Consider the following 17,964-nt stretch of genomic DNA (forward strand, 5'->3'; position numbering starts at 1 on the left):
CGATCCTGGCATCCGGATCGCCGCCGCCGCGGAATTGCCATTGCCTATCGAGGCGATCCAATCATTAAATTGGAGTTGCGGACCTGTTAGGATCAGAGTCGGAAGTTTCAAGCATTGCCAGATCAGTCATCCCAAAATTGATATGGAGTCCGTATGCAGCAGAGCAGTCCTTCCTCGCCGCTGGCCGCCACCGGCCATCAATCCGCCAGTTCCCCTCCCCCCGAACCTCCCAAAGTGCTCCAGGACATCCTGGCCCGGGCCGACGTCCGCATCAACGGCAACCGCCCCTGGGACATCCAGGTTCATGACAAGCATATGTACGACCGCGTCTTCGCCAGCTGGTCGCTGGGCCTGGGCGAATCCTACATGGACGGCGAATGGGACTGCGACCAGCTCGACGAACTGTTCACCCGCCTGCTGCGCGCGGACATGGGGTCGGCGGCGCTGGGCCTGGCGCGCGTCAAGCTGATCGCCGAACATCTGCGCCACAAGCTGTTCAACCTGCAGTCCAAGCACCGCGCGTTCGAGGTCGGCGAACAGCACTACGATGCGGGCAACGATGTGTTCGAGGCCATGCTGGACAGCCGCATGATCTATTCCTGCGCCTACTGGGAAAACGCCCAGACGCTGGAAGAGGCGCAGCTGGCCAAGCTGGAGATGATCTGCCGCAAGCTGCAGCTGCGCGAAGGCGAAACGCTGCTGGATATCGGCTGCGGCTGGGGCGGGCTGGCGCGCTTCGCCGCCGAACGCTACGGCGTCAAGGTCACGGGCGTGACCGTGTCCAAGGAGCAGTTGGCGCTGGCGCAGGAACGGGTCAAGGGCCTGCCGGTGCAACTGCTGCTGCAGGACTACCGCGACCTGCAGGGCAGCTTCGACAAGGTGGTGTCGGTGGGCATGTTCGAGCACGTCGGCCCCAAGAACTACGACACCTACTTCAGCAACGTGCAGCGCCTGATGGCGCCGGACGGCGTGTTCCTGCTGCACACCATCGGCATCGCCGCCACCAGCCAGAGCACCGATCCCTGGATCGACCGCTACGTGTTTCCCAACGGCAAGCTGCCATCGGCCCGGGAGATCGCCACCGCCGTGGAAAGCCGCTTCATCATTGAAGACTGGCATAACTTCGGCGCGGATTACGACCGCACCCTGATGGCCTGGTGGGACAACTTCGAGCGCGCCTGGCCCGGCCTGGAATCGCGTTATGGCAACCGCTTCTACCGCATGTGGAAGTACTACCTGATGTGCTGCGCGGGCTTCTTCCGCTCGCGCGAGGGCCAGCTCTGGCAAGTGATGCTGACCCACCCGCAACGCCAGGAGATGTACCGCTCGCTGCGCTGAAGGCAGTGACGCCATCGCCAGCAAGCCGCCCCAAGAGGGCGGCTTTCTTTTCTGCGGCGCCCGGCGTCGTTTCAGCGGGCCGCGGCATCCTCGCGGATCATGTCGGCAGCCCGCTCCGCGATCATGATGGTCGGCGAATTGGTGTTGCCCGACGTGATCAAAGGCATCACCGAGGCATCCGCGACGCGCAGGCCTTCCAGGCCGTGGACGCGCAGCCGCGCGTCCACCACCGCCCCGCCGTCCGCGTCGCGTCCCATGGCGCAGGTCCCCACTGGATGGAAGATGGTGGTGCCGATCTTGCCGGCCGCTTCCCGCAGCTCGGCGTCCGTCTGGAACGCGGGTCCCGGCAGCCATTCCTGCGGCTGGTAGCGCTGCAAGGCCGGCGCCGCCGCGATCCGCCGCACCAGGCGGATCGAGTCCGCCGCCACGCGCAGGTCTTCGTCGGTGCTCAGATACCTGGGCGTGATGGCGGGCGCGCCCTGGGGCCCCTGCGCATGCACGCTGCCGCGCGAGGTCGGCCGCAGATTGCACACGCTGGCGGTGAAGGCGTCAAAACCATGCAGCGGCTCGCCAAAAGCGCCCAGCGACAGCGGCTGCACGTGGAATTCGACGTTGGCGCGCGCCTGGCCCGGATCCGACTTGGCGAACGCGCCCAGCTGCGACGGCGCCATGCTCATCGGGCCGCTGCGTTTGAGCAGGTACTCCAGGCCGATGCCCGCCTTGCCCAACCAGGTGGAGGCGATGCGGTTCAGCGTTTTCACGCCCTGCACCTGGATGATGACGCGCAGTTGCAGGTGGTCCTGCAGGTTCTCGCCCACGCCCGGCAGGGCATGATGCAAGGCGATGCCGCTTTCGCGCAGGCGCGCGGGCTCGCCCACGCCGGAGAGTTCCAGCAGATGCGGCGTATTGACCGCGCCTGCCGCCAGCACCACTTCGCGGCGCGCGCGCAAGGTCGCGCTCTGGCCGTTGCGGCGCAGTTGCACGCCGACGCAGCGCTTGCCCTCGAATACCACTTGCTCGGCATGGGCGCCGGTCATCACGCGCAGGTTCGGGCGCTTTTGCACCGGCCGCAGGAATGCCTTGGAGGTATTCCAGCGCCAGCCGCCGCGCTGGTTCACTTCGAAATAGCCGCAGCCGAAATTGTCGCCGCGGTTGAAGTCCTGCACGCGCGGAATGCCCTCCTGCTCGGCCGCGCCGGCGAAAGCTTCCAGGATGTCCCAGCGCAGGCGCTGCGATTCCACGCGCCATTCGCCGCCTGCGCCATGGAACTCGTCCGCGCCGCGGTGATAGTCCTCGCTGCGCTTGAACACCGGCAGCACCTGGTCCCAGCCCCAGGCGGGATCGCCGGACAGTTCGGCCCAGTCGTCGTAGTCCTGGCGCTGGCCGCGCATGTAGATCATGCCGTTGATCGATGAACTGCCGCCCAGCACGCGGCCGCGCGGATAGATCAGGGAACGGCCGCCCAGACCGGCTTCCGCCTCGGTGCGGTACATCCAGTCCGTCCTGGGGTTGCCGATGCAATGCAGGTAGCCGACCGGGATATGGATCCAGTGGTAGTTGTCGTTCCCGCCCGCCTCCAGCAGCAGCACCTGCACGGCGGGGTCGCGGCTCAGGCGGTTGGCCAGCACGCAGCCGGCCGAGCCCGCACCGACGATGATGTAGTCGTATGTCTCCATAAGCTCTTCTTATCTTCTTGCCGGGGCGGTACGCCTGCGGACTGGGTGAGCCGACCCGGCTCTGGTGAGCTTGCACGCGCCGGGCATCTACCGTGACTCTCGCGCAGCCGGGCGGAACTGTCCAATGAATTGTTGAAAAACGGTTTATAAGCAACTTAAATAATGCTCAGCCCCTTTTGCTGGCCGCCTACTCCGGGAACCGCCCCATGGACCTGAAGCACATCCGCACTTTTGCCGCCGTGGCCCGCGAGGGCAACCTGACGCGCGCGGCCGAACATCTGCACCTGACCCAGCCCGCGCTCAGCCTGCAGCTGAAGAATTTCCAGGAAGCGCTGGACCTGACCCTGTTCTCGCGCACGGCACAGGGCCTGGCGCCCAATGCCGACGGCCGCGCGCTGCTGCCCTCGGCGCAGCGCATCCTGGATGCCCTCGACGACTTCCAGCGCGCCCTGGGCGCCTTGCGCGACACCGTCCAGGGCGATCTGCGCATCGGCACCATCCTCGATCCCGAATTCCTGCGCCTGGGCGCCACGCTGCAATACCTGGTGGAGCACTACCCCAAGATCCGCCCCACCCTGCGCCACGGCATGTCCGGATCGGTGGCGAAACAGGTGCGGGCGGGCGAGCTGGACGTGGGCTTTTCCCTCGGGCCGCAAGGGCGCGACGCGGCTCCCGCCGGGCTCGAGGCGCTGCCGCTCGCCTCCTTCGCCTATTTCGTCGTCGCCCCCAAGGGCTGGGGCGCGCAGGTGGCCGGCCGTGACTGGGCCGCGATCGCCGCCCTGCCCTGGATCTGGACGCCGCCGGATTCGGTGCACCACAGGCTGCTGTCGGATAAGTTCGACGCGCTGGGCGTCGCGCCCAACGCCGTGGCCGAAGTGGACCAGGAAGCCTCGATGCTGGACCTGGTGCGTTCGGGCGTGGGCCTGTCGCTGGCGCGCGACTCGATCGCGCTGCGCGAGTCCCAGGCCAGCGGGCTGGTGCTGGTCAAGGGGCTGGCGATCCAGGCCGAACTCGCCTTCATCACCCAGGCCTCCCGCCGCGACGATCCCCTGGTCGCCGCGGCCTTCGCCGCCGTCCAGGCGGCGTTTGCCTAGGTCCATCCGCTGCGCCAAACGGGTGCAGCGACGCACGGCAATATGCACCGCCTTGACGCACGCCGCCTGCAGCTGCGTGGCACGCGACGCGCGCGCCAAAAGCCATCCTGGGTCCGCTTCCCCTATGAAGATCCGCGCGCGCCGATGGCCATCGGCATCCCTGGCACAGACTTTGCTTGATGGTTCATGCGCGGGCCGCAAGGCTGGCGAGACAACTTGAGCAGCAACGGCAATGGCGCCCCGACCGCAAGGTCCAGGGCGCCTTTGCGTTTTCTGAAACCCGAATACCCAAGCCCGGGGACATCCCATGAAAGTAGCGGCCGCATCCGATTCTCTGCAGACCCTCGTCGTCATCGGCAACGGCATGGTGGGTCACCATTGCGTCGAGCAACTCATTGCCGGCGGCGCGCTTGCGCGCTACCGCATCCACGTCTACGGCGAGGAAAGCCGCCGCGCCTACGACCGCGTGCACCTGTCCGAATACCTGAACGGGCGCGACGCGGAATCGATGGCGCTAGGCGCTGCGGCGCTGTATGAACAGGAAGGCGTGACCCTGCACCTGGGCACGCCCGTGCTGGAGATCGACCGCCGCCAGCGCGAGGTCGTGACCGCGCGCGGCCGCAGCGCCTACGACAAGCTGATACTTGCCACGGGCTCCTACCCCTTCGTGCCGCCGATCTCGGGCGCGGAAGGCACATCGCGCCTGGTGTACCGCACGCTCGACGACCTGGACCTGATCCGCGAGGCCGCCCGCGGCGCGCGCCGCGGCGTGGTGGTGGGCGGCGGCCTGCTGGGGCTGGAAGCCGCCCATGCGCTGAAGTCGCTGAACCTGGAGGCCCACGTGGTCGAGTTCGCGCCGCGCCTGATGCCGGTGCAGCTGGACGAGCAAGGCGGCGCGGCGCTCAAGGCGCGGATCGAGGCGCTGGGCGTGGGCGTGCACCTGTCGCGCGCCACCCAGGACATCAAGCCCGGCACGCAGTACCGCTACCGCATGCGCTTTGCCGAAGGCGCCCCGCTGGAAACCGACCTGATCGTGTTTTCGGCCGGCATCCGGCCGCAGGTGGCGCTGGCGCGCAAGGCCGGGCTGACGCTGGCCGAGCGCGGCGGCGTGGCCATCGACGACCAATGCCGCAGCAGCGATGAACACATCTACGCCATCGGCGAATGCGCGGCCTGGAACGGCAGCGTGTTCGGGCTGGTGGCGCCTGGTTATCAGATGGCGCGCACGGTGGCGGCGGCGCTTTGCGGCAACGCCGATCAGGCCTTCAGCGGCGCCGACATGTCCACCAAGCTCAAGCTGCTGGGCGTGGACGTGGGTTCGATCGGCGACGCCCACGGCGCCACGCCCGGCGCGCGCAGCTACCGCTACATCGACGAGGCCGGCGCCGGCTACCGCCGCCTGGTGGTGTCGGCCGACGGCAAGCGCGTGCTGGGCGCGGTGCTGGTGGGCGACAACAGCTACTACGACACGCTGCTGCAATACGTGCAGAACGGCATCGCGCCGCCCGCCGACCCGGCCAGCCTGATCCTGCCGCAGGGCCAGGGTGCGCCGCTCCTGGGCGTGGATGCGCTGCCCGCCGCCGCCACCATCTGTTCCTGCCATAACGTGAGCAAGGGCGCGGTCTGCGCCGCGATCGACGGCGGCTGCGCGGACCTGGCCGCGGTCAAGAGCTGCACCAAGGCCGCGTCCGGCTGCGGCGGCTGCGCCAGCCTGCTCAAGCAGGTGGTCGAGCACGAACTGGCCAGCCGCGGCGTGGCCGTGGACAAGAGCCTTTGCGAACACTTCCCTCACACCCGCCAGGAGCTGTACGCCATCGTGCGCGTCAACGGCATCGAATCCTTCGACGAGCTCCTGGCCAGCCACGGGCGCGGCCAGCAGGGCTGCGACATCTGCAAACCCGCGGTGGGCTCCATCCTGGCCTCCTGCTGGAACCGCCCGATCCAGGATCCCCACCTGGTGCCGCTGCAGGACACCAACGACACTTTCATGGCCAACATGCAGAAGAACGGCACCTACTCGGTCGTGCCGCGCATCCCCGCGGGCGAGATCACGCCCGACGGCCTGATCGCCATCGGCGCGGTCGCCAAGAAGTACCAGCTGTACACCAAGATCACCGGCGGCCAGCGCATCGACCTGTTCGGCGCGCAGCTGCATGAACTGCCGGACATCTGGGCGGAATTGATCGCCGCCGGGTTCGAGACCGGCCATGCCTACGGCAAATCCACTCGCACCGTGAAGTCCTGCGTCGGCAGCACCTGGTGCCGCTACGGCGTGCAGGACAGCGTCAAGATGGCGCTGGACATCGAGCACCGCTACAAGGGCCTGCGCTCGCCGCACAAGCTGAAGTTCGCCGTGTCCGGCTGCACCCGCGAATGCGCCGAGGCGCAAAGCAAGGACATCGGCGTCATCGCCACCGAAAACGGCTGGAACCTCTACGTCTGCGGCAACGGCGGCATGCGCCCGCGCCACGCCGAACTGTTCGCCACCGACCTGGACGACGCCGCCCTCATCCACACCATAGACCGCCTCTTGATGTTCTACATCCGCACCGCCGACAAACTGCAGCGCACTTCGGTGTGGCGCGAATCGCTCGAGGGCGGCCTGGACTATCTGAAGCAAGTGGTGCTGGAGGACAGTCTGGGCCTGTGCGCCGAGCTGGAAGCGCAGATGCAGCTGGTGGTCGATCGCTACGAATGCGAATGGGCCAACGCGCTGAACGACCCGGAAAAGCTCAAGCGCTTCCGCACCTTCGTCAACGACGCCAGCGCCGACCCCGGCATCCAGTTCGTGCAGGAACGCGGCCAGCCCCGGCCCGCTCCCGCGCGCGTCATCGCCATCACCGAGGAGATTGCCTGATGGACGCCCTGATCCGCGAACCCCAAGACTGGCGGCCGGTATGCCGGCGCCAGGATCTGGTGCCCAATTCCGGCGTGGTGGCGCTGGTGGATGGCGCGCAGGTCGCCTTGTTCTACGTGCCGCAAGCCGCCGGCGACGGCGTCTATGCCATCGATAACCGCGACCCCAAGTCCGGCGCCAACGTCATCGGCCGCGGCATCGTCGGCCACGTGGGCGGCGAACTCATCGTGGCCTCGCCGCTGTACAAGCAGCACTTCCGGCTTGCCGACGGGGTATGCGTGCAATACCCGGAGCAGCGGCTGCGGACCTGGCTGGCGCGCTTGAACGGCGATGCGGTGGAGATCGCCTGAAACGCGCCGCCCCCCGGCTCAGCCCAGTCCGATGCGCCGGGCGCCCGCCCTGAACAGCGCTTCGGCATCGCCGGCCAGGCGGAAGGCCGCCAGGAAGTCGTCCACGCGATATGCGGGATGCGTCTTGCGTATCGCGGCCAGCAGGCCGGAGGTTTCATCGTCCTTGCCGGCTATCGCCAGGCAGCAGGCCGCGATCGCCAGGATGTGCACGTGGGCGTTGGGGCGGGCCGCCGCCTTCAGCGCCCAGCCGGCGGCTTCCTCGAACCGGCCCAGGCGCACCAGCGCCAGGGCGCGCACGGCCAGCATGCCGAACAGCAGCGGGTCGTAGGGACTCAGTTCGCGTGAATGGTCGGACGAGCCTATCGCGGCCTCGGCGTCGCCCGACTGGCAGTGGACGAAGCCCAGGGTGTAGTGCGCCAGCGCGAAGTTCGGGCTCAGGTCCACGGCGCGCGTCAACTCGGCCAGCGACTGATCCTGGCTGCCGCGCAGCCATAGCGCCCGGCCCATGGCCCAATGCGCCGCCGGGTCGCGGTCGTCGGCGATCAGGCCCTGGCCGGCGGCTTCGAACGCCAGGTCGATGGCCGGCGCCTGCTCGCCCCAGCGCTGGAAAGCGTCCTGCCAATGGGTGAACGACAGGCCCGCGTAGGCCCGCGAGAACGTCGGGTCCAGCCGCAAGGCCATTTCGAAAAAGTGCCGCGCCTGCTCGTTGTCGGCCCGGTTGAAGCGGTACATGTGCCACAGGCCGCGGTGATGGGCCTGCCAGGCGTCCAGGGAGTTCGGCGGCTTCAGAATGGCCCGGTTGCGCTCGGCGGCCTCGATTTCGATGTCGATGGCGGCCACGATCCGGTTGCCGATTTCGTCCAGGGCCAGCAAGGCGTCGTCCAGCTGCCGGTCGTAGACGTCCGCCCATACGATGCGCGCGGTCCGGGCTTCTATGAGTTCAACGGCCACGGCGATGCGGTCTTGCCGGCGCTGCAGCCACCCGCTCACCACGTAGTCCACATTGAGCGTGCGGCCGGCCTCGTCCGGCCCCACGTTGCGCTGGTCCAGCGCGAACACCGTGCCTTGCGCTATGACGAACAGGCTGCGCAGCTTGGCCAGCCGGGCGATGATGTCATAGGCCAGGCCATCGGCCAGCCCGCCGCGCACGCCGGCCAGCGCCGAGCGGTCCACGAACGGCATCACCGCGATCGAGGCGCGGCCCCCGCGCTGCGCGGGCGGCTCCTCGGGCGGCTCTCCTGGCGCGGCCTCCGGCTGCGGCGCCTGGCCGGTCCGCCCCCTCAACGCCCGCCACGCGTCGCGCAACGGCCGCCAGTCCAGCCCGTCCGCCTCGAAGGCCCGCACCGCGGCGGCCAGATGCTCCTCGCCTTCGCGCCACTGGCCGCGCTGCGCCAGCAGGCCCAGCAACAGCTCGTGCGCACGCCGGTCGAAGGGCGCAAGCTGCAGCCACTTGTCCAGGCAGGCGAAGGTATCGCCTGACCCTGCCGGGAGCCTGGCCGCCAAATGCTCCAGGACGGCGGCATGGCAGGCTCTCAGCCGCCGGCGCTGCGCGGTCAGCCAGTTGTTGAAGAAGGGATTGCGGTCGATCTCCAGCCCCTCGAGGAAATCACCCGCGAACTGCCCGGCCAGCGCTTGCAACCGCCCGCAGTCCAGTTGGGCGATACCCTGCTGCATCGCACTGCCGATTTCGATGGCATCCACATGGCAGTCGGCCAGATCCAGCCTCACCGTGTCCTGCGCCGTCTCGACCCTGCGCCGGCCGGGCTCGTCCAGCAGCGCGCGGGCCTTGCTGAGGCACCAGCGCAGTTCGCCGCGCGGATCGTTCGGAACGTCCCACAGCAGTTCGCACAGATGCGCGCGCTGCACGGGCTGCGGGGCAAGCGCCAGATAGGCGACAAGCGCGCGCAGCTTGCGCGACGGCGGCAGCGACAAGGCCGCGCCCGCCCGGCTGATCGCCATGGGTCCGAGCAGGCGCAGCCGGACCTCGCCGCCGGGGACGGAACCGGCCGGCTGCGCGGGGCCGGCCGAACCCGCGGCCGATTCCACGCCGGCTACCACGCCCGCCTCCATGGCCCGCTCTTAACTTGGATCTCGGGATGCACGGTGCGCGCAAGCCTGCGCGGCGCCGGTTGCGATTCCCCGGCAGGCCGGTATCGCGCGCTGCCGCATACACAGAGCCTTAACGGAGACAGACCATGTCCATTTCCTCCCTCGCCACCAGCCCCGTGCGCGATTCCGCGCAGCCCGACCTGGCCGCCTTGAAGACACGCCAGCAAGGCACCTGGGCTTCCGGGGACTATGCCGTAGTCGGCACCACGCTGCAGATCGTAGGAGAACAGCTGTGCGAATCGCTGGATGTCCGCGCCGGACAGAAGGTGCTTGATGTCGCCGCTGGCAACGGCAATGCCTCGCTGGCCGCCGCCCGCCGCTGGTGCGATGTCGTTTCGACCGACTACGTGCCGGCGCTGCTGGGCCGCGGCCGCGAACGCGCCGCCGCCGAGCACTTGAAAATGGAGTTCCAGGAAGCCGACGCCGAGGCCCTGCCGTTCCCGGATGGCGGATTCGACGCGGTCGTCTCGACCTTCGGCGTGATGTTCACGCCCGACCAGGACCAGGCGGCGGCCGAACTGGTCCGCGTCTGCCGCTCCGGCGGCAAGATCGGCCTGGCCAATTGGACCCCCGAGGGCTTCATCGGCCAGGTCTTCAAGACCATAGGCAAGCATCTGCCGCCGCCCGCCGGCGTCAAGTCGCCGGCGCTGTGGGGCACCCGCGCGCGCATCGAGGAAATGTTCGGTCCGCACGCCTCGTCGATCCAGACCCAGCCCCGCCACTTCGTGTTCCGTTACCGCTCCCCGGAACACTGGCTGCAGGTCTTCAAGACCTACTACGGCCCCCTGCTCAAGGCGTTTGGCGCATTGGATCCGGCCGCCCAAGCCGCGCTGACCAGCGATCTCATGGTGCAGATAGACCGGTATAACCGCTCCGGCGACAGCGCGATGGTCGTACCCAGCGAATACCTGGAGATCGTGGTGACGCGCCGGTGACCGGACCTTGATGCCTGGCTTGGGCCGGTCCGGGCCATCCACGCGGACAGCGGACGGGAAGCGATCCATGGCGCAACGCCTTCACGGCCGCCCGCGGAATGGCCCGGGCGGCCGATGTAGACCAACCATACGATGAGATAGGCAATGGCGTGCCGGCCATTGCCGGACGGGGTGCGAGCCCTTATGCGGAATCATACGCCCGCCCTGGCTCGCGCGCCGCTACAGCGCGGAAGCCAGCGCGTACTCCATATAGAGCTGCCGCAGCTCGCGGCACACCGGTCCGGGCTGACCCGTGCCGACGCGCTGGCCGTCCAGCTCGATGACCGGCAGCACGAAATGCAGCGCCGACGTCAACACCAGCTCCGTCGCCCGCCGGCATTCGTCCAGCGTGAACTTGCGCTCCTCCACCGCCACCCCGCGCTTGGCGGCCAGCGCCAGCACCGCCGCGCGCGTGCAGCCCGGCAGTATCTCGCGCGACAAGGGCCGCACCACGATCCGTCCTTGCGCGTCGACCAGCAGCGCGCTCGACGAGGCGCCTTCCGTCACCACGCCGTCGGCATCGACCATCAACGCCTCGAACGCGCCCGAGGCCTGCGCGGCCTGCTTGGCCAGCACCTGGGCGATCAGCGACACGCTCTTGATGTCGCGCCGCTGCCAGCGCATGTCCGGCACGCTGGCCACCCGCACGCCAGATTCCGCCAGCGGATTGACGCGCAAGGACTTCTCGCTGACGTACATCATCACGGTGGGCTCGACGTCGGCGGGAAAGGCGAAATCGCGCTTGCTGTCCGTGCCGCGCGTCACCTGCACATAGACGGACCCTTCGCGCAGGCCGTTGCGCAGCACCAGTTCGCGGCAACGCGCCAGCAGCGTGTCGCGCGGCAGCGGATTGCGGATGCCGACTTCGGCCAGGCTGCGCGCCAGGCGGGCGGCGTGCCGCTCGAACTCCAGCAGCAGGCCGTCGATCACCGCGATCACCTCATAGACGCCGTCGCCGAAAAGAAAGCCCCGGTCCAGCGCCGGGATGACGGCCTGCTCGGCCGGAACAAGATTGCCGTTGATATGGAAAATGGAAGACATGGATGCCTAGGGGGAGTGAAGGAAATCAGTGGCTGATGATGCGGGACAGGAAAGCTCGCGAACGCGCCGACGCGGCGTTGCCGAAGAACGCCTCGGCGCTGGCATCGTCGACGATCTCGCCGGACTCCATGAACACGACGCGGTCGGCGACGCGGCGCGCGAATCCCATTTCATGCGTGACGACCATCATGGTCATGCCGTCGCGCGCCAGCCCCGTCATCACGTCCAGCACTTCACCGATCATTTCCGGGTCCAGCGCCGAGGTCGGCTCGTCGAACAGCATCACCACCGGGTCCATGGCCAGCGCCCGCGCAATCGCGACCCGCTGCTGCTGCCCGCCCGATAGCTGTCCCGGGTGCTTGCCGCCATGCGCCGCCACGCCGACGCGTTCCAGCAGCGCGGCCGCCTTCTCCAGCGCTTGCGCGCGGCTGCGGCCCAGCACGCTGACCTGCCCCAGGCAGACGTTCTCCAGCACCGTCAGATGGGGGAACAGCTCGAAATGCTGGAACACCATGCCGACGCGGGCGCGCAGCTTGGGCAGATCCGTGCCGGGCGCGCCGACGTCGGTGCCGTCGACCACGATGCGGCCCGCATCGAAAGGTTCCAGACGGTTCACGCACTTGATCAGCGTGGACTTGCCCGACCCGGACGGCCCGCAGACCACCACGACCTCGCCGCGCTGCACGCGCAGCGAGCATTGCTTGAGCACCGGCAGATCGCCGTAGCGCTTGCCGACCCGTTCGATCTCGATCATGTATGTAGACTCCTCATGGAAACAGCTTCAGGCCCCGATCCGGGCGCGCAGCGCCCGCACGCCGCGCGAGGCGGTGAACGAGATCACGAAAAACACCAGCGCCACCAGCATGTACATTTCCACCAGGCGGTTGTCGCGCTGCGCGATCTTGGTCGCGGCCCCCAGAAAATCCGTGAGCGACAGGACGTAGACCAGCGCCGTTTCCTGGAAGATGACGATCACCTGGGTCAGCAGCACCGGCAGCATGTTGCGAAACGCCTGCGGCAGGATCACCTTGCGCAGCACTTGCCCATGCGTGAGGCCCAGGGCGCTGCCGGCGGCATACTGGCCTGGCCCCACGCTCCCGACTCCGGCCCGGATGATTTCGGAAAAATACGCGGCTTCGAACAGGATGAAGGTGATGAACGCCGACCCCATGGCCCCCAGCACGATGGGCCGCTCAGCCCCCGTGACCGCCTGCAGCGCATACGGCAGGATGAAATAGATCAGGAAGATCACCAGCACCAGTGGCAGCGAGCGGAACAGGTTCACGTACACCGTGGCAGGCCACGCCAGCAGGCGGCCGCCATACAGCCGCGCAATCGCCAGCAAGGTGCCCAGCAGCACGCCGCCCACGGTCGACGTGAAGGTCAGCAGCAGGGTAAAACGCAGGCCCGACAGGATCAGGTACGGCAACGCGTCAACGATGGCTTGCAGGTCGAAATCCGTCATGCCCTGCCCCCTTTCGCCGCGCGCCCGCCGACCGCGCGCCCCGGAATGCGCAACTTGTATTCGAGCGCCCGCATCACCACGATCACAATCAGGTTGAGCGCCAGATAGGCCATGGTCGCGGTCAGGAACGCCTCGAACACCTGGAACGAAAACTCCTGCATCGCATGGGCCTGGGCGGTCAGTTCCGCCAGCCCGATGGTCAGCGCCACCGAGGTGTTCTTGATGGTGTTCAGGCAGTCCGACGTCATGGTGGGCAGGACCGTGCGCAGCGCGTTCGGCAACAGCACGTGCCAGTACAACTGGGGCAGGGTCAGCCCCAGCGCCAGGCCCGCGTTGCGCTGCCCCTTCGGCAGCGCTTCAATCCCGGCGCGCAGCTGTTCGCCGATGCGCGCCGACATATACATGCCGATGGCCAGCGCCGCCGTGTAGAAGGACGCGTCGGGCAGTTGCTTGATCCAGTCTCCCGCCGCCGTCGGCAGCAGTTCCGGCAAGACGAAGTACCACAGGAACATCTGCACGATCAGCGGGATGTTCCGGAACACTTCCACGTAGACGGCCGCCGCCGCGCGCACCCCGCGATACGGCAGCGTGCGCGCCACGCCGACCGCCAGGCCCAGCGCCAGCGCGATCAGCCACGCCAGCGCCGCCGTCTTGACCGTCACGCTCAATCCATCCAGCAGGGTTTGCAGATAGGTTTGCCCGCCATCGGGCGACGGGGCCAGCAGCACGCCCCAGTTCCATTGATATGCCATGCTTTTCTCGATGATCAGGCCGCGCGCGGTCCCGGCCCCGGGGCGGGGCCGCGCATCGGCGTATTGCGGCAGGTTCCGGGCCTAGCGGTAGGCGGCCGGATCGCCCGAGTCGGTGGGAGTGGCGACCACGCGCTTGAGCGCCTCGCTCATCGCCACGTTCAGGTTGATGCCCTTGGGCGGCAGCGGGCTGCGGTACCAACGGTCGTACAGGGCCTGGAACTCGCCGCTGGCATAGAGCGCCTTGATGGTGTCGTCCACCAGCGCCTTGAACTGCGGATCGTCGCGGCGCAGCATGATGGCGTAGGGCTCGATCGACAGGGACTCGTCGGACACCTCGTAACGGTCGGGCTGCTTGGCGTTGGCGATCAGGCCGTACAGCAGGATGTCATCCATCACGAAGGCGGCGGCGCGGCCGGTCTCCACCATCAGAAAGCCTTCCGCGTGCTCCTTCACGGGCACGATGCGCATGCCCAAGCCCCGCGTTTCATTCAGCTCGTTGATCTGACGGATGTTCGCGGTCCCGGAGGTCGACGCCACCACCTTGCCCTTCAGGTCGTCGATGGAACGCAACTTGGACGACTTCTGGCTGAGGAACCGGTTGCCGGTGACGAAGGTCGTGACCGAGAACGCCACCTGCTGCTGGCGGTCCAGCGTGTTGGAGGTCGAGGCGCACTCCAGGTCTATGGTGCCGTTGCCCATCAGCGGAATGCGCGTGGCGGAGGTGACGGGCAGGTATTTGACCTGGATGTCGCTGCGCTTCAGACGGGCCTGCACCGCGCTGACGATGCGATTGCAGATGTCGATGGAGTAGCCGACGGGTTTCTGGTTGCCGTCGTAATAGGAAAACGGAATCGAGGTCTCGCGATGGCCGATGGTGATCGCGCCTGTGTCCGCGACCTTCTTCAGCGTGCCGTCGAGCTGCTGGGCCGCGACGGGGCCCGCCATTGCAACCGTCAATGCCGCGATCAATGCCTTGATGGAAAGTGCCATGCTTTTCTCCTTGGGATTCATGTACTTGTGGGGTGCTGCGCAGGACTCGCCGCCGAGCGCGCCCGTCTCCCGCCCGTGGCGGGAGTGGCGGGCGCGGCCAGTCAACGTTGGGTATACAGGTTGAACACGCGCTGCACCGGCTCCTGGGCCGGCCCCTGGCGGCGCGCATACATGCAGATCTGCATCGGGACGGCGCAGCGCCGGTCCTTGATCGCTACGATCTCTCCCGCGTCCACCGACGCCCGGGCGCTGGACTCGGGCAGCCACGCCAGCCCGACGCCGGCGCTGACCAGCGTGCGCGCGCCGTCCACGAAATCGGTTTCGCAGACGCGCTGCAGGACGGGACGTTGCAACAGGTCGCCGCAAGACAGGTCTACCAGCCGCCGGAAATAGGCGCCCTGGGCATGCGACACATAGGGGTAACGCGCCTGGGAATCGGCGTCGTACAGCGCGGTTTCGTCCACCGGCATCGCGGCGGGGCGGAACAGGCGCAGGAAGTCGGGTTCCATGCCGGTCCGCATATAGGCTTGCGGATCCAGCTGTATGTCTTCCGCGGCGTGGCGAAAGCACACCAGCAAGTCCACCACGCCGGCCGCCAGCCACTCGACCGAATCGTGCACATTGCCCACATGCAGGCGCAGCGACTCGACCCCGCTCTCTTCCTTCCAGCGGACGCACCAACCCGGGAAGTGCGAGGTCGCCAGGCAATGCGGCATCGCCACCCTGAGGACCGCGCCGTCATGGCCGGTGACGCTGGCCTCGCCGCGCGCATCCACCACCTTGCGCACGATCTCGGCGGCATTGGAACGGAATTGCTCGCCCGCCACCGTCAGCCGCAAGGGAAAGCAGCCCCGATCGATCAGCGCCGCGCCTGCCCAGGTTTCCAGGGACTGGATGCGGCGGCTGAACGCCGACTGCGACACATGCCGCAGCTCGGCCGCCGTGGTGAACTGCCCGCATTCCGCCAAGGTCAGGAAATCCTGGAACCAACGTAGATCCATTGCAACCGCCGCGCCGTCAGAGTGAATGCGAGGCAGTATAGGGACCGCGCCCGGCGGGCTTATGCATAGTTTGCATAACGCGCCCGCAGTCAGGGTTACTCCCGACTCCTCCGCCTAGGGCAGGTTTTCCCGGAAGATCACCTGGCTGCGCGCCAGTTCCACCCCGTTCATCGGGCTGCGCTTGTCGCGCAGGTTGCAGAAGATGCGCACGCAGCTCATCAGCGCCTCCATCGGGCTTTGCGTGATGACCGCGTCCATGGTGCCGTCGATCAGCAGCGCGCGGGTGTCGGGCGTGAGGCCGTGGCCGATGAAGACCACCCGGTGCTGCTGCCCGGCTTCCTTCAGCGCGCGCGCCACGCCGTCGGACGCGCCGCCGATGTTGTAGATGCCGGCCAACTGCGGATATTGCTCCAGCAGTTGGCGGGTCTGTTCGTAGTTGCGCTGCGCGTCGTCGTAGCCTTCGCGCAGGTCCACCACCTGCATGGCCTGGAACTGTTCGGCGTACAGCTGCAGGAAGCCGCCTTCGCGCTCTTCGTGGGCGCGGTAGTGGCGCGACCCGGCGATCAGCGCCACGTGCGCCGCGCGCGACCCGATGAAGCGCGCGATCAGGTAGCCCGCGGTGCGCCCGGCGGCGCGGTTGTCCAGGCCCACATAGGCCACGCGGGCGCTGTTGGCCAGGTCGGAGATCAGCGTCACCGCCGGCACGCCCTGCTGCGCCAGCAGGTTGACCGCCTCGCGCACCGCGGGGTGCTCCAGCGCCATGAACGCAATGCCGTCGGCGCGCTTGCCATGCTTGGCCAGCGCCTGCGCCAGCGCGTCCGGATTGAAGCTCTCCACGTACTCGACCTGGCACCTGGCGTTGAGCGGCGCGAAGTGCTCCTGCGCATAGCTGACGGTGTCGCCCAGCATGCGCAAGTAGCGGTTGCTGCCTCGCGGCAGCAGGAACACCAGCCGCAAGGGTTCGGGCGCCGCGGCCGCGCGGACCTCCTGCTCCGGCAGGTAATCCAGCTCGATGGCCGCCTTGAAGACTTTCTGGGCGGTGCTGGCGCGCACGCCCGGCCTGCGATTCAGGACCCGGTCGGCGGTCGCGGTCGACACTCCAGCGCGCTCCGCCACATCGGCCAGGCGTGCCAGCTTGCGTTCGGGAGGCGTTCGATTCACATCAAAATCCATCATTAATCAGGTTTGACGATGTTGGCAACGATTCACTATTGTCCAGTCTGCCGCATGGTACTGGCGCTGTTGTGGCACATCAAAAAACATCATAACCAAGATTATGGAGACAAGCATGAAGCTGCTGACACGCCGTAGCGCCCTGCGCCGCCTTTGCGCGGTTCCCGCCGTCGCCCTGACCTCGGGCTTTCCGCTGATCGCCCGCGCCGCCGACTACACGCTCAAGTACGGCAACAACCTGCCGGTCACGCACCCGCTGAACATCCGCGCCCAGGAGGCCGCCGAACGCATCCTCAAGGAAAGCAACGGCCGCGTGGACATCAAGATCTTCCCGAACAACCAATTGGGCGGGGACACCGACATGCTGGCCCAGGTGCGCTCGGGCGGCATCGACTTCTTCACCCCGTCCGCGCTGGTCATCGCGACCCTGGTGCCGGTCGCGGCGATCAACGCCGTAGGCTTCGCCTTCAAGGACTACAACCAGGTCTGGAGCGCCATGGACGGCGCGCTTGGCGCCCACGTGCGCGCCGCCATCGCGCAGCGCCGCCTCTACGCCTTCGAAAAAATGTGGGACAACGGCTTTCGCCAGACCACCAGCAGCAAGGCGCCGGTCAAGTCCGCCGCCGACATGGAAGGGCTGAAGATCCGCGTGCCGGTCAGCTCGCTGCCGATCTCCATGTTCAAGGGCCTGGGCGCCGCCCCTGCCAGCCTGCAGTTCAGCGAGGTCTATTCGTCGTTGCAGACCAAGGTGGTGGATGCGCAGGAGAACCCGCTGCCCATCATCCAGGTAGCCAAGCTGTACGAAGTGCAGAAGTACTGCTCGCTCACCAACCACATCTGGGACGGCTATTGGTTCATCGCCAACGGCCGCATGTGGGAAGGCCTGCCGCAAGACCTGAAGACCGTCGTGGCGCGCGGCATCAACGAGGCCGGCCTGGCCCAGCGCGAAGATATCAAGAAGCTCAACGCCTCGGTGCAGTCGGACCTGGAGGGCAAGGGACTGCTGTTCAACCAGCCGTCGGCAGACAGCTTCCGCGAGCAATTGCGCGCGGCAGGCTTCTACAAGGAATGGCAGGGCCGCTTCGGCAACGAGGCCTGGACCCTGCTGGAGCAGGCCGTCGGCAAGCTGGCCTGAGGACGCGCC

General features: G+C 67.6%; 15 protein-coding genes. 6 read left to right on the top strand and 9 right to left on the bottom strand.

Translation table 11 applies throughout. The features are described from left to right. The first annotated feature begins 153 nt into the window (after nt 1–153). The gene (cfa, locus tag NGK62_RS28535) at nt 154–1,338 is read left to right on the top strand and encodes a cyclopropane fatty acyl phospholipid synthase (RefSeq protein ID WP_118932097.1); all 1,185 of its coding nucleotides are present in this window, start codon (nt 154–156) and stop codon (nt 1,336–1,338) included. Between the two features lie 71 nt (nt 1,339–1,409). On the opposite strand, the gene NGK62_RS28540 is transcribed toward cfa, so the two are convergent. Continuing rightward, complete coding sequence (locus tag NGK62_RS28540) at nt 1,410–3,014, bottom strand: GMC family oxidoreductase (RefSeq protein ID WP_251881507.1); 1,605 nt, start codon at nt 3,012–3,014, stop codon at nt 1,410–1,412. Nucleotides 3,015–3,220: 206 nt separating this feature from the next. Between NGK62_RS28540 and NGK62_RS28545 the strand changes: the two genes are divergently transcribed. The 3 genes from NGK62_RS28545 to nirD all read left to right on the top strand — a co-directional run bounded on the left by NGK62_RS28545 (nt 3,221) and on the right by nirD (nt 7,315). Continuing rightward, nucleotides 3,221–4,108 carry a LysR family transcriptional regulator gene (locus NGK62_RS28545; protein ID WP_059373670.1) on the top strand — a complete coding sequence of 296 codons (888 nt, stop codon included), beginning with the start codon at nt 3,221–3,223 and terminating at the stop codon, nt 4,106–4,108. A gap of 307 nt (nt 4,109–4,415) precedes the next feature. Beyond that, the gene (nirB, locus tag NGK62_RS28550; RefSeq protein ID WP_251881509.1) at nt 4,416–6,965 is read left to right on the top strand and encodes a nitrite reductase large subunit NirB; all 2,550 of its coding nucleotides are present in this window, start codon (nt 4,416–4,418) and stop codon (nt 6,963–6,965) included. Continuing rightward, the gene (nirD, locus tag NGK62_RS28555) at nt 6,965–7,315 is read left to right on the top strand and encodes a nitrite reductase small subunit NirD (protein WP_059373409.1); all 351 of its coding nucleotides are present in this window, start codon (nt 6,965–6,967) and stop codon (nt 7,313–7,315) included. The genes nirB and nirD overlap by 1 nt, the downstream gene beginning before the upstream one ends. 18 nt (nt 7,316–7,333) lie before the next feature. Here nirD and NGK62_RS28560 read toward each other — a convergent pair whose 3' ends face one another. Beyond that, nucleotides 7,334–9,385, bottom strand: coding sequence for a transcriptional regulator (locus NGK62_RS28560; protein WP_251881511.1), 2,052 nt, complete (start codon nt 9,383–9,385; stop codon nt 7,334–7,336). Nucleotides 9,386–9,510: 125 nt separating this feature from the next. On the opposite strand from NGK62_RS28560, the gene NGK62_RS28565 reads away from it, so the two are divergent. Next, nucleotides 9,511–10,359 carry a class I SAM-dependent methyltransferase gene (locus NGK62_RS28565; protein WP_118934853.1) on the top strand — a complete coding sequence of 283 codons (849 nt, stop codon included), beginning with the start codon at nt 9,511–9,513 and terminating at the stop codon, nt 10,357–10,359. A 219-nt stretch (nt 10,360–10,578) separates the two neighbouring features. Here NGK62_RS28565 and NGK62_RS28570 read toward each other — a convergent pair whose 3' ends face one another. The 7 genes from NGK62_RS28570 to NGK62_RS28600 form a co-directional block, all read right to left on the bottom strand. Next, on the bottom strand, nt 10,579–11,439 hold the full coding sequence (locus tag NGK62_RS28570) for a D-amino acid aminotransferase (protein WP_251881513.1): 861 nt from the start codon (nt 11,437–11,439) through the stop codon (nt 10,579–10,581). A 25-nt stretch (nt 11,440–11,464) separates the two neighbouring features. Next, nucleotides 11,465–12,193, bottom strand: coding sequence for an amino acid ABC transporter ATP-binding protein (locus tag NGK62_RS28575; protein ID WP_251881515.1), 729 nt, complete (start codon nt 12,191–12,193; stop codon nt 11,465–11,467). Between the two features lie 27 nt (nt 12,194–12,220). After that, entirely contained in the window at nt 12,221–12,904 is a 684-nt protein-coding gene (locus tag NGK62_RS28580) for an amino acid ABC transporter permease (RefSeq protein ID WP_251881516.1), read from the bottom strand. Then, complete coding sequence (locus NGK62_RS28585; RefSeq protein ID WP_059373422.1) at nt 12,901–13,656, bottom strand: amino acid ABC transporter permease; 756 nt, start codon at nt 13,654–13,656, stop codon at nt 12,901–12,903. Before NGK62_RS28585 ends, NGK62_RS28580 begins: the two co-directional genes overlap by 4 nt. Before the next feature lie 81 nt (nt 13,657–13,737). Then, the gene (locus tag NGK62_RS28590; protein WP_251881518.1) at nt 13,738–14,646 is read right to left on the bottom strand and encodes a transporter substrate-binding domain-containing protein; all 909 of its coding nucleotides are present in this window, start codon (nt 14,644–14,646) and stop codon (nt 13,738–13,740) included. A gap of 101 nt (nt 14,647–14,747) precedes the next feature. Further along, nucleotides 14,748–15,647: a LysR family transcriptional regulator gene (locus tag NGK62_RS28595; RefSeq protein WP_059373425.1), complete on the bottom strand. Its 900-nt coding sequence runs from the start codon at nt 15,645–15,647 to the stop codon at nt 14,748–14,750. Nucleotides 15,648–15,761: 114 nt separating this feature from the next. Beyond that, the gene (locus NGK62_RS28600; protein WP_059373427.1) at nt 15,762–16,823 is read right to left on the bottom strand and encodes a LacI family DNA-binding transcriptional regulator; all 1,062 of its coding nucleotides are present in this window, start codon (nt 16,821–16,823) and stop codon (nt 15,762–15,764) included. A 112-nt stretch (nt 16,824–16,935) separates the two neighbouring features. Here NGK62_RS28600 and NGK62_RS28605 point away from each other — a divergent pair, with 112 nt between their 5' ends. Further along, nucleotides 16,936–17,955, top strand: a complete 1,020-nt coding sequence (locus tag NGK62_RS28605; protein WP_054456226.1) for a TRAP transporter substrate-binding protein — start codon at nt 16,936–16,938, stop codon at nt 17,953–17,955. The last annotated feature ends 9 nt before the right edge of the window (nt 17,956–17,964 follow it).

Source organism: Achromobacter sp. Marseille-Q4954 (genome assembly GCF_943737025.1).
Lineage (GTDB): Bacteria > Pseudomonadota > Gammaproteobacteria > Burkholderiales > Burkholderiaceae_B > Achromobacter > Achromobacter bronchisepticus_A.